This window comes from uncultured Psychroserpens sp., assembly GCF_947494225.1.
Lineage (GTDB): Bacteria > Bacteroidota > Bacteroidia > Flavobacteriales > Flavobacteriaceae > Psychroserpens.
Map to the genome: position 1 here is coordinate 486,224 of NZ_CANLUG010000003.1, position 15,432 is coordinate 501,655.

The window sequence follows — 15,432 nt, forward strand, 5'->3', positions numbered from 1 at the left end:
ATTAATGGATTCATTAGATACTATTGTTCAGACATTAGAATTGAAACCACATCCTGAAGGTGGTTATTATAAGGAAACCTATCGTAGTGAGGGTGTCATTTCTAAAGATTGCTTACCTCAAGTATTTCAAGACCAACGACATTATTGTACAGGAATTTATTATCTACTTAAATCTGATGATTTTTCGGCCTTTCACAAGATAAATCAAGATGAAATGTGGCATTTCTATATGGGAGATGCTTTAGAGTTAACCATGATTTCTGAAGACGGTGTTTTATCTACCGTAATGATTGGCAATGATCTTCTTAACGGACAAGTACCTCAATTTGTAGTACCTAAAAATTATTGGTTTGCGGCAAAAATTTCAAAGCCTAATAGCTTTTCTTTTTTAGGATGCACAGTTGCTCCTGGTTTTGACTTTAGAGATTTCACTTTAGCATCTTGTAAAAGCCTTACTGAGCTATTTCCACAGCATGAGACTGTCATAAAATCTTTAACAAGGTAAGTTTACATGTCTGATTTAAAAAAAATAGTATCAAATAAAACTAATCTCCAAGTTTTGTACGAAGACAATCATATTATCATTGTCAATAAGCGTGCTGGTGATATTGTACAAGGCGACAAAACCGGAGACATGCCTTTAAGTGATGTTGTAAAAGCCTATATCAAAGATAAATATAACAAACCTGGTAATGTGTATTTAGGTGTAGTACATCGCTTGGATAGGCCAACGACTGGCATTGTATTGTTTTCAAAAACGAGTAAAGCCTTACCCCGACTCAATAAATTATTTGCCGAAAAAAAAACCTCTAAAACCTACTGGGCTATTGTAAAACAGTTACCTCAAAAACCAGAAGGCACCTTAATTAATTGGCTCAAAAAAAACCCAAAGAATAACAAATCGACAGCGTATACAAAAGAAGTTGAAGGCAGTAAGAAAGCAGTTTTGCATTTCAAAACATTAAAAACGCTTGACAACTATTACCTACTAGAGATTGCGTTAGAAACGGGAAGACATCACCAAATTAGGAGTCAGTTATCATCCGTAGGATCACCTATTAAGGGTGATTTAAAATATGGCTTTGGGCGTAGTAATAAAGATGCTAGCATTAGTTTACATGCAAGGCGTTTAGAGTTTATTCACCCTGTATCAAAAAATATGATTGATGTTGTAGCACCTTTACCAAAAGACCCAATATGGCAAGCCTGTGAGTATTAGTTATTGAAGGGATAGTTAATAGTGAGTTCAACGCCTTCATTTGGTTGTGATGTCATCTTAAATGTTGCTCCTATAAGTTCTGCTCTACTTTTCATATTTATAAGTCCTGATCCTTTTTCAGCAGTATCGACATCAAAACCTTTACCATCATCGGATGCTATAATATCTACTTGATCTGGTTTGTAATTTAAAGCCACCTTTAAGTTATCGGCTTCAGAATATTTTACAGAATTTGAGAAGAATTCTTGAAGAATTCTAAAGATTATAATCTCATGTTTTTTATTCTTAAGTTCTTGGCGCTCTCCTTTAACGTGCAACTCGGCTGAAGCAAATTTCATGCGTTTTAAACGACTAAGTTCATTGGTGATAGAGTCTTCAAATCCAATATTTAATATAACCTCATTATTAAGTGATTTTGACAATGACCTTACTTCTTTCAAACTTTCTTTTACAATATCGGAGGTTTCATTAACTTTTGATTTCACATCGTCTGGTACTTTAGTGCCAAGCATATTAAGTTGCATACTGGCATAAGCTAGTAATTGGCCTACGTTATCGTGCAATTCCCATCCAATATGTTTTAGTGTTTGTTCTTGAATTTCTGTTTGTGTACGCGAGATTTCTTCATCAAACTCCTGTTGTTGTTTAACTTTATCTAAAAGAAGCTTGTTCTTTCGTTTCTGAAAGGTCACAAAAAACAAGATTACCATTATTGAAAGCAATAATATAGCAAAAATAACATATGCGATTAGAGCTATTTGCTCCTCGTTTATTCCTTGCTCTTCTTGAGTGAGTACCAAAAACCGAATGTATAACATAGATAGGTAAATATATTTATAAATAGTAATAACAAGTATCTAAACGATACAAAATCTGTATTTACAGCTAAAAAATAACTGTCAAATATAAATAATGGTGTGGCGCATAAATACCATAACAACAAGGCAATACTCACATAAAATGATGGGAGTTTATAATAAGTTAAAATTTCGTCGCTGCGCATTAACTCAATAAAATACAAGATAACATATGCACAAACAGCGACCGCTCCAAAAATATAGTTATAGGGTAATGATCTTAGAAAAAATCCGTCAGTAAACGTAAAAAAAACAAAAGCAAATAAGCTGTATGCTATAAAAATACTTCTAATTATTATTTGAAATAGCTTAGTGGACATTAAATTAGAATAAAACAACCCTATGAGTCCAATCGCCAAAAAAGAATAGACATTATACAACCATCTATTATAACAAAAGTAACTATTCTTGATTTTTACAAACCAATCATAACTATAGTTATTTTGCATTATATAAGTATAATGGCCCACTAATTCTGTAAAAAAAGTGAGCCATAGATAAATAACAAAAATCTTTAATACTGAATTTTTATTCTTTCTTAAATATAAAGTGCCAGACAACGCTGCAATAAATTCTACCGCATTGGTAATTATTGTGCTGTTATCAAATAAAAATTCCTTCAAATATAATCTGGTTATTGAGGATAATTAGCACCTGGAGGGCTTCCTTCTCCTCCCATATCCAATCCGTTTCCTCCAGGAATGTCACCATTTCCACCTCCTTGTTTCATATTTGCCATGCCTCCTTCAGATTTGGTTAAATAACCTGTTGGCACAAACAAAAATGTTGAATAACCGGGGCGCTCAATTCCTGCTGGCAATGCACCAGGATAGATTCTAACACCATCCATTGTGTATCCTAATTCTCCTGCTTGTTTTTCTGCAAGTGTAAGGAAATTGCGTAAATCTTCCAAGGAATACCATGATGATCGGTTATCTCCGCTTTGTACGCCTCTAAAAACAGTATTATTAATGCTGTCATACCTAGGGTTGTAGGCTTCAGTTAATACTTTAATCTCTTTTGGCGTAATAATGCCTTTTGGTGTTGGTGTATCACTCATACCGTCTTGATTTTTATTATTATGAAAATAAAAATACATGGCAGCAGCGCCAATAATAATCCCTAAAATAATTGGTCCTAGTCTTTTCATAATTTGGTTAGTTTTGAATTAATTGCATTGTAATGTATATAAAATCTTAATACAAAACCACTATTTATGTTAAAATTTAGGTTTTTTCTTACTATTTTATACATTTAAACCGAATCTTGTCACCTAAAGACTTTTGTGCTAGGATATTGATTGCGTCTTTTGATAATTGTAAAATTCTTGGGTATCCACCAGTGGTTTGACCATCTCTCATTAAGGTGATTAATTGTCCAGATGGCGTGAGTTGCACAGTTCCTGGCAAAACAAGTGATGTTATGATTTCATCTAAATCATTTACAAACAATTCATTAAACTGATAGGCCATTCTATTACTCTCAGTAGAAATACTAAAAGTTTGATGAAACAGGAGCTTCTGTTGTGCTACACTCAGTTGTTTAAATTCTGGCCCCATAAATACATCTACATCAAGAGTTTGAAAGTGTTTTTCATTAACTTTAATAGAAACTAAGCTGTCAGTATTACTATTATGGAAACTAGAAATAGGTAACTTATCTCCTCTTTCTATTTTAAATTTGGAGGTAATTCCTTGATACATACTTCTACTTCCCAAAACGATTTCAGTACGAAATCCGCCAAGTACTGAAATGTAACATCTACAACCATACTGCAACTTACCAAAACGCAATACGTCATTTTCTTTAACTGAAATAGCCTTGTTATTTCTAACCGTTTGTCCATTTAAATTGGGCTGCATTAGCGCTCCTGTAATACAAATAAGGGTTGCTGTATTGAACTTAAGTTGCGGACCATTAATTGTACATTCCATAACAGCAGCTCCTTTTTCATTTCCTAATATAGAATTCCCTAGAGTTGCTGAATAAGTATCCATAACACCCGAATATGGAACACCATAGTCTTGCATTCCAAATCTTCCAAAATCTTGTATGGTATCAAATAAGCCTGCTTTTAGGACATCAACCATCAAACACCTCACTTTCTAATTGGTAAGTTCCGTTTTTTATTTGTTCAACTAATACCTTATACTCTGAATTAGGTATTGGAACAAATTGAACTTGATCTCCTGCCTGGGCAAAACATGGATTCTCATTGGCTGACTTAAAAAACTCTATAGGAGAATTACCTATAATATGCCATCCTCCCGGACTTACATTAGGGTAAATTCCTGTTTGACCTCCTCCAATAGCGACTGCTCCCTTTTTAAGACGTATTCGTGGTTTTGATCTTCTTGGAAAATGAAGCCGCTTATCCAATCCGCCTAAGTACAAAAAGCCGGGTAAAAACCCAATAAAAAAGATGGTATATATTGGTTCATAATGTAACCGTACAACTTCAGATTTTGACAGTTTATTTTGTTTAGAAATAACATCTAAATCTAAGCCAAACTCTTCATCGTAACACACAGGAATTCGCCACAATTTAAACGTTGGTCTATTTATGCATACTCGTGTATTGTATAAGGATTTCAACGTTGAAATTTCATCATTGATTTTATCAATAGCGAAATCATAAATAACTAATATCGAGTTGTATGCATTATTTATTTGAATTATTCCTTTAATATTATAATTTAAGATCATTTTTTTAAAAGACAGCACATCATAGACAATGCTTTTAGTGATTTCAGGAGGCCATTCTACTAAAATTGAGTCTTCAGAAAAGCGTCGATATGTAAGTTCAAAATTCGTCAAATATGCTTAAGAAATTTCAATATTATTCTCCTTTAATTTACCAACTAAATGCTCTAAATTATTTAGCACATTCTTATGATCGCCATGAATACAAAACGTATCTGCTTTTACTTCTACCTCTACTCCAGTCACAGTCATTATTTTTCCGTTTAAAATCATGTGACACATATGCTCAAACATGTGATCAGCATCATCTATTAAAGCTGTTTTTTGCTGACGTGACACCAAGGTTAAATCCTCATTATAATTTCGGTCTACAAAAGCCTCATACATCACTTGCAAACCTTCTTGCTTAGCTATTTCGGCACTAAGAGAATGATAAGGCGCGTACAACACCAAACCACTATCAATATCATTCACAGCTTTTATGATAGTGCGCGCAACCGATTTATCAACCACAGCAGCGTTATACAAAGCGCCATGAGGTTTAACATGATGCAAGTTAAGCCCTTTATTTCCAAGAATAGTTTTCAATGACATTATCTGCGTATAAACAGTATCATAAAGAGCTTCTGGTGACATATTCAATAACTTTCTACCAAAGTTCTCTTTATCAGGAAATGAAGGATGTGCGCCAATTTTTACATTATATTTTTCTGCTAAATCAGCCACTATACTCATAGTCATCTTATTTCCGGCATGACCGCCACAAGCAATATTACAAGAAGAAATAAAGGGCATCAGGAACGCTTCGTTACCAACACCTTCCCCTAAATCGCAATTAATATCAATTTCTATCATTACAGTAGATTAAACACTTTTAATATACTCTTAACTCCTAAAAATAAAGCTATAGCTAAAATAACGAAGCCAAAAACATTCTGAAGTGTAGTGTTTTTATATCTTCCAAGAATAGATGATTTATTCATTATCCAAATTAAAAAGCCTGCAATAATGGGCAACAGTAGACCATTAGCTACCTGAGCGAATTTTATGATCTCGATAGACTTAAAGCCAATTGAAGAAAACAACACTCCTACCCCCAAAATAAACATCCAAACCAAACGAAACTTTGGCGATTTCAGATTAGACCCCCAACCCAAACATCCTGAAGCGACATAAGCCGCAGCTAAAGGCGCTGTAATAGCACTTGTAATACCTGCTGCAAACAGGCCAATAGATAAGAAATAAGAGGCGAAATCACCAAATAAAGGTTCCAAACCTTTTGCTAAATCTGCTGCACTATTAACCTCATATGTTTTTATGGCAGCTGCCGAAATAATGATACTCATAGACACTATTCCACCTAAGACTATTGCTATAATCGTATCCTTCCTTGCCAGTTTTAAATCTGATTTATCCTTCCACTTCTCTTTAACCAAAGCCGCATGAAGAAATAAGTTATATGGCACAACCGTTGTTCCTACTAAAGCAACAATCGTAAGAATGCTATCGCTAGAAAAAGCAGGTACAAATAAGCCTTTTAATATTTGACTTATATCAGGTTTTGTTAAAATTGCAGTAATTAAAAATGCTAGACTCATTAAAATCACTAAAGACACTAACGCTTTTTCAAGCACTTTATAATTTCCTATAAACAATAAAACAAATGCAATAACACCAATAAGAACACTAAATACTGTACTTGAATTTGAAAACGCATCTCCAAACAATACTTCGAGCCCCAAAACACTACCACTAATGTTACCTGCTTCGTAAGCGGCATTTCCAATAACGATTGCCGATAGAATTAAGATAATCGCTAATGTTTTTAAAAACGGATTCGAAATTTCTGTTCTTATCACTTCAGAAAGTCCTTTTTGAGATATAATTCCTAAACGTGCCGACATTTCCTGTAGAACTATTGTTGCAAACACCGACAATAACATCGCCCAAAGCAATGAAAACCCAAAGTCAACACCAGCCAGCGTACAAACGGTCACAGTTCCGGGACCAATAAATGCCGCCGCAACCAATGGCCCAGGTCCAATATTTTTAAACCAATTTTTAATCACGATCTGTTGAATTTAAGGCATAAATTGCAAAACTCCCTAGCCAATGCCCGCCTTCATAGCTGTCGCCCACAATGCTTGGTAAAGAGTAATTTATATGCTGATTAGCAATAGTTTTCAGGTGACTGTATTGCTGCAACCCTCTAGCGATTTCATTTAAACTCCAAGCACGTGAAAAGTTAACACCATCAAGATGCACGAGCTTCCCATCTGTTCTATCACTTACCTTTCCTGTTTCAATACTGAAGTTTTCATCTTTTAATTCTGGTAAAAATGTATCAATCCAGCCTTCAAATTCTGGTTCTGGAAGCACACGTTTCATTAATGCTGCCTCTTCAAAACATGGCGACAAAAAATCAAAACCGCTGGGCTCCCAAGCTAAGGGACAATTAGTATCGTTACGATAAAAATCTCTGGCGCGCTGCTCTATAAGGCGCTTCAAGTTTTCATTATTAACTGTTTTCGCATAGTCATAAGCAAAAGAGAGCCCGAATGCAGTATTAGGATGCTCGCCAACGCGAATAGGATAATTGAGTTTAGGCAAGAATTCTAAATATTTAGTAACGATTAAATCGGTTAACGGCTGAAGATTAGACTCCAAGGCCCTTGCTACAGGATCATCCCATGTATGTAATTCTTCTGCTAACTTTAACAACCAAGCCCATCCATAGGTGCGTTCATAGGTTCTATTGTATTGCCCAAAAAAATAATTTACTTCTGCTTTAATATTGGCTTCAGATATATTTTCTAGGAGCATCGCTTTAATGTTTTCAGCATCTTCGAGCTCAGGAAACTGTCTCAATAAGCTCACCAAACTCCAATGTCCATGAACTGCAGAGTGCCAATCAAAACATCCATAAAACGCAGGATGCAATGCTTTTGGCGATTGTAAATCGGCTGCACTACCAATGGTTTGATTGAGCTTATTTGGATACTCAATCTGAACACAATGAATAGGTAATTGCGCTAATATATTTGCTTCTTTTAAATTGATTATAGGGGTTTTAACTTCATTTACCTCAAGAATACCTTTAGTTTCAGTAATTTTCTTTTCTTCTGGAGAATTGCAGCTACATATGAAGAAAGTTAGCAATAGTAAGTAATAGTTTTTCATGTTATAAATTTAAGATTTTAAAGTATTAAATCGTATATTTAATCTCTCCCTATAAATTTTTGCTTTCTGACGTATAAAATTTATTGCCATGCATAAACTTTCATTATTTTTTTGCCTAAGTCTTTTTATTCATAGTTATTGCTTTGCTCAAACAGCAAAAGATTCTGCAAAGACCAAACAAAACATATCTAATAGCGGATTTAAAGAGTACTACCCTATTCATGAGAAACCAAGCATCATGTGGTCGAGTAATCTAGTGAGCTTCGAGCCCATATTTTTTGAAGCCAAACCAACTGTATATTATAGTATTTCTAACAATATGCGCTATGTGATGCAGAACTTTGCACATAAACCTAGTGACGCCTTTTATTTTACGTTTCAACCACATATTAGAATGTATGATGAACAATCTGTTCCTGTGAAAATGCCATCGTATAAGGTTTTAGCGGGATGGCAACGTTTGGTTAAAACACCACGAAATAATTTTTTCTCGTTTGCTGTTGAAAGTGGCCATTTCTCAAACGGACAATCGGGTTGTACCTTTGATTCTACCTTAGTTGACGAGTCGGACGCTTGTACAGCCTTACACGCCACGATTACTGATAGTGACAACCTGTCTGAGTTACTCAATAGAACCAACGGTAATTTTTCTACCAATCTCACTAAACTCAGCCTAAATTTTAGAGTGAATCGCTTTGGTCAAAACAATACGCCTTTTATATCTCATTCTTTTTCTGGTGCTTACACCCTATTTCACAATAAACTATTCGGGCTTATAGACAAGGGCGGGTTTTCAGATTTTGATATTGGCATATATGGCAGGCATCGCTTTGAACTCGATTACGAATACATACATACTTACGCTGGAAAATTCAGGTATTCTCTTGGAATCAATACCGAATTTATAGAGCGACCACATCCTTCGGTTGAACCTTGGCGCGTAGAGCTATTTATAACCGTGTATCCCTTTAAAATTAATGATTTAGCGTTTTTCGTAAAATACAATCATGGACATGACGATTATAATATTCGTTTCGTGGATTCGGGAAATCAATTTAGCGTTGGCGCTGTTTGGGATTGGTTTAAACCTTTTGAGATTAAACGTGCTGAGGTTTTAGAAAATTAACAATTTAACGCACACTTCCCTATACACGAGTTAATAACTACAATACAACTGAATTATTAATCCTAAAAATAAAATATTATGAGTTTTCTACAAATTGCAAGTTGGAACATTGAACACCTTTCAGGACAATCAAGAGCTACTAAAAAGCAAAGCGCATACGCTTTAGCAGATCATATAGAGATGGCTGGAATAGATCTCATTGCACTCCAAGAGGTTTATGTGACCCCATCAGACGAAGAGGTTCGTCTATTTGATAATCAACCATTAATTGAGAGTAGAGCCGTTACAGAACGAAGAAATTCAGATTTAGACGTTGTCTGTTTTCTACTTGAAGAGCATCTAAATGTAAAATGGAGTTACGTTATTCTGCCCAACCGAAAATCAGGAGATCGTTCTCAACTCTGTACGGTATTATGGAATACTGAGCGACTCACTGTTGGTGATATATTTCCATTAAATGTAAAACATAAAGATGGAGATTACAATCTCTGGGACCGCAAACCACATCTTCTCCATTTCACATCTGAAATTGATGCTTGGCGTCGCAATTCTGCTGGAGAATGGGAAAAGCAAGCTGAAAAAAGAACGATTTCAATTGTTCCTCTCCATATGAAATCGAATTATGGAGGTGTAACTAAAAATAGAATTGTACGAGGAAAAGAAGCTCAAACGCTATGTGATGCGTTAGATGAAATCAAGGACACCATAGACCCAAGCCTTATTTTACTTGGAGATACAAACGTTTTACGCAACGATGAACCTGCAATAGAAGCGTTTGTTACTCGTGGATTTATTGATTTAAACAACAATGATTCGGCAACATATTGGAGTAAACAATATAATGAAGCTCCATTTGACAGAATATTTGTCTCGGAGGAAAGACCAGAATTTAAGTACAGTAGGCAGTATGTCTTGCGTTCATCTGATTTAGAACAACATGATCGCTTTTTATCTGACCACTACATGATAAAGATTAGCGTGAAAAACTATGTAGATGATGCCGATCCAAGATAGGTAAATGGTAGCGGCTAACAACATGTATGATTAATTGGTTGTTCTTTATGTATTTGGGAAATCCAACGGTTTTTCGTCTGGTTCATTTTCTTTTGCTAATTTCGTCCTAGCCAACGCAATCTGTATACAGCATAGAAGCTAATTTTAAAAATTAGAGATCGTTTACGCATTCATGATGATTGAGCGATAGGTAGATTGAAAACAACAAAGCCATAGTGAACTATGGCTTGTTTACGACTAACTTGATTTTTGACCTTCTAGAGCTGGTTGAAACTTCTTAATTGTTCAGTTTTATCTCTTTATTATTTTTTTGCTTAATATCCCTTTCTCAGTTTTTAAACGAACAATGTAGATGCCTTGATCAAGTGATTCTGACAATTCAATTTTTTGAATTTCACCAGTGGCTTTAAAAGTATTAGTATTTACTAATTTTCCTAAAATATTATATACGTCTAACAAGGTATTGCCTGCTTGTAATCCATCAATCAGTATTGAGTTATTTATGGTATAAATACTGATCTTCTCAAAATTAGAATCGTCTATACTAAGCGTGTTAGCAAAATTAACTGTAATATCATCAATAGCAAATTCATCTCTAGCGGCACTTCCCGATTCATCGCTCCCTGTCCATCTTAAGTATAAGGTATCTCCATTATCAAGTGTTAATCCGGTTATTACAGTACTTCTGTCATTTTTAACCCAAGACGATGCATTTGGAGCTTCTGGAGAAGTATAGTCTAAAGCTCCAATATCTGTATAGAATAAGTCATCAGTACTATACGAAAAATTTAAACTGTTTGCTCTATCTGCATTATTTAAATTCCAAATTTCATAGGCTATCTCTATATCAGAAATAGTGATTCCAGTATTGTTAGTTACCTTTAACGTAATGGTTCCTGGTGTAAAATCTGAGCCTGTAGGTTGCATGCCAAATGCAAAATCTGAAGCCGCTACTTCAAAAGCATATAGACCTCCGCTCGCAACCTCTCCTGTGGAGCTTCCTCTTGCCATATCTCCACTTGTACTCGTTGCGTCATAGGCTTGGTTACCAAGACTAAAACCCGTTATTTCCCATGCATTTCCGTCTAAGTCACCTGTGCTTGGAGCAGGGTTAAAACCTGTACCATCATAAGCTCCCTCATTAACACCACTGATTGAGGTGTCGAAATCGATAGAAAAATCGGTAGAAGTAGCTGTAACACTTAATTGCGCCCAACTATTACTTATAGATAATGCTACGATTATTAAATATATTTTTGTTTTCATTTTTTTAGAATTTAAAATGGGCAATTCTAAATACAATTACTCTTATTATTAGCAATATTAGTTACAGTTAAAATCAGCAGGTGTAAATACACTTTGAGTTTCAATAATATTATCTAAAATACTTGTTCCCCTTAACGTTACTCTTACAAAATTAGACCCAACTTCAGTAATTAATCCATTAAAGTTGTTCATCCTTAATTGCGTAACTAAATCAGCACCAGTAAGTGGTCCTAACACATTATTAGCATTAGCAGGATCAATTTGATTAGCAGTAATGATTAGTTGCTTTACAAATGGTATTCTCACATTTGAATACGATTGATAGGCATCATATACCAAGGAAGCACTTAAAGGCGGAACCGTTACTGTTCGTTCAAACGTAAATTCAACAGTTTCTTCAACAGTCTCTTCTTCGAACTGCGATTGAGATTCCGTAACTTCCTGCGAAAATCCATAAGAAGTTGTTGTTTCTCCACTAGCTGTGGCAGAACCACCAAAAAACTTTGCCTCTGCCTCTACACCTACGGTTACAGACACTTCCAAATCTTCTCGAGAGCTAATAGACAATGATTCTTCCCAACCTACTGTACTTGACACAGTTTCAACTTCGTTAATCCCAACAACCTGTGACAAGCCTCCTTGAGTACAGTTTACCAAAGTACTATTAAAACCAAAATTTGAATCTACCTCTGGAAACAAAGGAGAAAGATAATCTGTAGTTTCAACTTGTTGGGCGTTCCAGAAAAGATTTAATGCTATAATTCTAAAATATTGAATGGTTCCAGAATTGTTAGTATGCCAACTAATATCACCAGAATTGTTAAATCGTCTCAAGGGCATATTATTGGCCATACCTCTAATAGTATAAAGGCCATTCGATTCTTTTTGTATTCTAAATATATAATCTGCCTCCAATGCATTTGGGTCTACTGTAGGATATGAAAATGCGCTTGATTGTCTTAGTACTCTTGAGTTATTTCCAATTGTTAAATAACGACTTGAATGCATACTACTTATAGCATACACATTTTCTTGACCATTAATTTTATGAAAATAGTACTGATGGTTTGTCCAGCTTGAGCTATATGAAGAAAAATCTTCCTTTAGTTCAACACCAGAACTACCAGCACTCGATGGTTTTTCTACAGCATTAGTGCCATAGTTTCCGTTTGCATCGACAGTTTGAAGAAAATGAGGCATATTATTTTTAAAGCTAATTTCTTCTGCTAAAAATTGCAAATCAGAAGTATTAGGGATTATAGAAGTACCGTTTTCTAAAAAATTAACGATGCTAAAAGATTCAGAAATAAGCTCTTGATTATTACTGTCTCTAACGATAATACTTAAAGGAATTCCATTTCGAAGTTCATTTTCTGCATCTTCCGATAAATCTTCGATGGCAATTGAGAGTTGAGCTACGTGTGTGAACGGATCAACAGTTAATTCTTGATCATAATTACCGTGAACTGCATCTGTTTCAAGTGTAACCGTTGCAGGCGTATATCCTTTTTTTGCAATCGGTCTTGTATTAATTTTAAGGCCAATATCCCCAAGATAACTTTCGAGGTCATTAACAGAAATTCCTGCTGTTTCTTGTAGTTCTCCATCTCCTGGTCCTGGTCCTTCGATAACATCTTCATCTTTGCTACATCCAATGATTAATAATAAAAAGGCTAAATAAACTAATTTTCGAAACCCAATGTTAAATGTTGTTTTCATAATATTTGTTTTTGTGGTTATTGAATTTGTAGTAATCTTAGTTTGGTAAGTCTGCAGCCTTATCCAAAATAAGACACCACAAAAATGATTATATCGATTGTTCTATACTCCAAAACTAGATATGAAAGCATCTAAAATCTAATTTTCGGCATGGACAAAGTATGGACACATGTTATGAAACATGTATAGACGAGACATTATTTAACTTATACAAGTTATTGATAATCAACATATTAACAACCTTAACATTCGATTTTTTATGGACACGACATGGATCACCTTCTTTTTGACATAGATAGACAACGGAATTGAAGTAAAATAACTAGTTATAATGTTTAACTTAGTTATCTAGAAATTACCATTATGCAAAGACCTCTTTTTATTTTCTTTTTTATCACTTTCGGGTTACTAAACTTATATGCTCAAAATGTAATTTATGAATTACCAGAAAAACAAATGACATTTATTAATCAAGGTAAAGATTGTGTCAAAGAACAAAAATCAAATTGTAATACCTTTTTTGAAAATGCATTAAAAGAATCTATTAGAGTAGATAATGATTCTATATTGGCGCAAACGTATTTTGAAATATGCAATGTGCTAGATTTTGTTGGTAATAGTGAAGATCATATTGCTTATGCAAAACGCGGCTTAGAGCTTGATGGTAAGAATCATCCATTAGTAACAAATAGATTGTTACGAGAGCTTGGTTACGCATATTCTAGAAATGGAACAATTGATAGTCTTATCCCAACTTATGAAAAGGCCATTTACTGGGCAGAATATGCAAATGACAGTAGTACAATAGCTATGAGTAGAATTCGATTGGCCAGTTCGTATAGACGAATTGGTAATATTAAAAAATCCATTGAATTATTGTTAGATACTAGAGTATTTGTAGAAGCTAGTAATGACATTCACAGGGAAAGTGGATTATCTTTTACACTAGCAAATGCATATGCTTCAAATGGTGATTATGATTTGGCCATTTCGAATTACCGGGAAGCTGCTAATGGTTTTTTAGAAGAAAATGATAAAGGAATGTATGGTGCTGCAATTATAAGTCTAGGTATGGTTTCACTCGATAATGGCGACCATAAGTTAGCTTTAGAAGAATTACCAAAGGGTATTCAAATCTTTGAAGCTATAGACGATCAGAATGGTATATTAACTGGGAAATCGCATTTAGGGCATGCCTACTATTTAGATGGCGACTTCGATAAAGCCATTACAACCCTTAAAGAGACAATTAAGAAATCTCAAGAAATAGGCAATAAGATTTTAGAAAATATGAGTAGACGTTATCTCGCACAAGTATATATAGATAAGAATGATAAAGATTTGGCTTTAAAAGAAACGACTATTATTTACAATGAAGAAAAGGCAAGAGGAATTTCTGATGCTTATTTAGTATGTGTTAGGTTACATGCTGAAGCATTAGCCATAAATAATAAAAGCTCTGAAGCTGTGGAGGTTTATGAAGAATATATTACAAAAAAGGACTCTATTTTTACTAAAGACAAGGAGAAGGAAATTGCAAATATGAGAGAATTATATGAAGCTGAAAAGCGAGAAAATCAGATTGAGTTATTAGAAAAAAATGTGTCATTAAGTAATCTTCAAAAAACCTTATATGGTATTGGCATGTTTTCTTTTATTGCCATTGCTGCACTTCTTTATTTTGGGTTTAAGCAACGTATTAAAAAAAATAAAATTGAGCGTGAAAAGCAAGAAGCTATCTATAAACAGGAAATTGAATTCAAGAAGAAAGAACTGACTTCTCAAACACTGCATCTAGTTCAAAAAAATACATTCATTCAAGAGCTTAAAGAAAACTTAGAAAAGATCAAGAAATCACCAGAACTTTTTAAAGTAGAGTTTAGACGTTTGGTAATGCTCCTTAAAAAGGAAAGTGCTGAAGACAAGGATTGGGAAGTGTTTAAATCTTATTTCTCCGAAGTGCATAATAACTTCGACAATAAAATTAAAGCCATATCAGAAGATATTACAGAAAAAGAAATGCGCTTAGCTTCTTTTCTTAGAATGAATCTTTCTACAAAAGAAATTGCATCGATGCTTAATGTTTTGCCAGATAGCGTGCTGAAATCAAAATATAGATTAAAGAAAAAATTGCAACTGGAAAAAGATCAAGATCTTAATGGATTCTTGAATACTCTTTAAATAAGTCATATTTTTATAATATAATAAAGGACACGCCAATAATAGCTATAACACATTGTGGTTTTGTTCCATACTAAAATATTAAGTATAAATCAAAACGGCTGAATTTAGGCCGAATAATCCAGCGGGCGATTCCGCACAAATCATACACGAACTCGTAAGTTATT

The 15,432-nt window shown here is 34.3% G+C and carries 14 protein-coding genes; 5 read left to right on the forward strand and 9 right to left on the reverse strand.

All coding sequences use genetic code 11. The annotated features are described in order from the left end of the window. Positions 1 to 4: 4 nt before the first annotated feature. Both Q0893_RS10085 and Q0893_RS10090 read left to right on the forward strand, forming a co-directional pair. Complete coding sequence (locus Q0893_RS10085; protein WP_299275041.1) at positions 5 to 505, forward strand: cupin domain-containing protein; 501 nt, start codon at positions 5 to 7, stop codon at positions 503 to 505. Positions 506 to 511: 6 nt separating this feature from the next. Next, positions 512 to 1,219 carry an RluA family pseudouridine synthase gene (locus tag Q0893_RS10090; RefSeq protein ID WP_299275044.1) on the forward strand — a complete coding sequence of 236 codons (708 nt, stop codon included), beginning with the start codon at positions 512 to 514 and terminating at the stop codon, positions 1,217 to 1,219. Here Q0893_RS10090 and Q0893_RS10095 read toward each other — a convergent pair. The 7 genes from Q0893_RS10095 to Q0893_RS10125 all read right to left on the reverse strand — a co-directional run bounded on the left by Q0893_RS10095 (position 1,216) and on the right by Q0893_RS10125 (position 7,959). Further along, positions 1,216 to 2,037 (reverse strand): histidine kinase, encoded by an 822-nt coding sequence (locus tag Q0893_RS10095; RefSeq protein WP_298902143.1) that lies wholly within the window; start codon positions 2,035 to 2,037, stop codon positions 1,216 to 1,218. The genes Q0893_RS10090 and Q0893_RS10095 overlap by 4 nt on opposite strands. Before the next feature lie 673 nt (positions 2,038 to 2,710). Then, positions 2,711 to 3,226 (reverse strand): hypothetical protein, encoded by a 516-nt coding sequence (locus tag Q0893_RS10100; protein ID WP_298902145.1) that lies wholly within the window; start codon positions 3,224 to 3,226, stop codon positions 2,711 to 2,713. A 91-nt stretch (positions 3,227 to 3,317) separates the two neighbouring features. Then, complete coding sequence (locus tag Q0893_RS10105; protein WP_299275048.1) at positions 3,318 to 4,166, reverse strand: biotin-dependent carboxyltransferase family protein; 849 nt, start codon at positions 4,164 to 4,166, stop codon at positions 3,318 to 3,320. After that, on the reverse strand, positions 4,159 to 4,893 hold the full coding sequence (gene pxpB, locus Q0893_RS10110) for a 5-oxoprolinase subunit PxpB (protein ID WP_299275051.1): 735 nt from the start codon (positions 4,891 to 4,893) through the stop codon (positions 4,159 to 4,161). Before pxpB ends, Q0893_RS10105 begins: the two co-directional genes overlap by 8 nt. Before the next feature lie 6 nt (positions 4,894 to 4,899). After that, positions 4,900 to 5,634: a 5-oxoprolinase subunit PxpA gene (gene pxpA, locus Q0893_RS10115; RefSeq protein ID WP_299275054.1), complete on the reverse strand. Its 735-nt coding sequence runs from the start codon at positions 5,632 to 5,634 to the stop codon at positions 4,900 to 4,902. Then, on the reverse strand, positions 5,634 to 6,848 hold the full coding sequence (locus tag Q0893_RS10120; protein WP_299275056.1) for an Nramp family divalent metal transporter: 1,215 nt from the start codon (positions 6,846 to 6,848) through the stop codon (positions 5,634 to 5,636). The genes pxpA and Q0893_RS10120 overlap by 1 nt, the downstream gene beginning before the upstream one ends. Further along, positions 6,841 to 7,959, reverse strand: coding sequence for a DUF2891 domain-containing protein (locus Q0893_RS10125; RefSeq protein ID WP_299275059.1), 1,119 nt, complete (start codon positions 7,957 to 7,959; stop codon positions 6,841 to 6,843). Before Q0893_RS10125 ends, Q0893_RS10120 begins: the two co-directional genes overlap by 8 nt. Positions 7,960 to 8,047: 88 nt before the next feature. Here Q0893_RS10125 and Q0893_RS10130 point away from each other — a divergent pair, with 88 nt between their 5' ends. Then, positions 8,048 to 9,085 carry a hypothetical protein gene (locus Q0893_RS10130; protein ID WP_299275065.1) on the forward strand — a complete coding sequence of 346 codons (1,038 nt, stop codon included), beginning with the start codon at positions 8,048 to 8,050 and terminating at the stop codon, positions 9,083 to 9,085. A 78-nt stretch (positions 9,086 to 9,163) separates the two neighbouring features. Then, on the forward strand, positions 9,164 to 10,099 hold the full coding sequence (locus tag Q0893_RS10135; RefSeq protein WP_299275068.1) for an endonuclease/exonuclease/phosphatase family protein: 936 nt from the start codon (positions 9,164 to 9,166) through the stop codon (positions 10,097 to 10,099). A gap of 291 nt (positions 10,100 to 10,390) precedes the next feature. Here Q0893_RS10135 and Q0893_RS10140 read toward each other — a convergent pair whose 3' ends face one another. Both Q0893_RS10140 and Q0893_RS10145 read right to left on the reverse strand, forming a co-directional pair. Next, complete coding sequence (locus tag Q0893_RS10140) at positions 10,391 to 11,365, reverse strand: T9SS type A sorting domain-containing protein (protein WP_299275071.1); 975 nt, start codon at positions 11,363 to 11,365, stop codon at positions 10,391 to 10,393. A gap of 57 nt (positions 11,366 to 11,422) precedes the next feature. Next, complete coding sequence (locus Q0893_RS10145; RefSeq protein WP_299275074.1) at positions 11,423 to 13,084, reverse strand: hypothetical protein; 1,662 nt, start codon at positions 13,082 to 13,084, stop codon at positions 11,423 to 11,425. A 363-nt stretch (positions 13,085 to 13,447) separates the two neighbouring features. Between Q0893_RS10145 and Q0893_RS10150 the strand changes: the two genes are divergently transcribed. After that, complete coding sequence (locus tag Q0893_RS10150) at positions 13,448 to 15,265, forward strand: hypothetical protein (protein ID WP_299275077.1); 1,818 nt, start codon at positions 13,448 to 13,450, stop codon at positions 15,263 to 15,265. Positions 15,266 to 15,432: the final 167 nt, after the last annotated feature.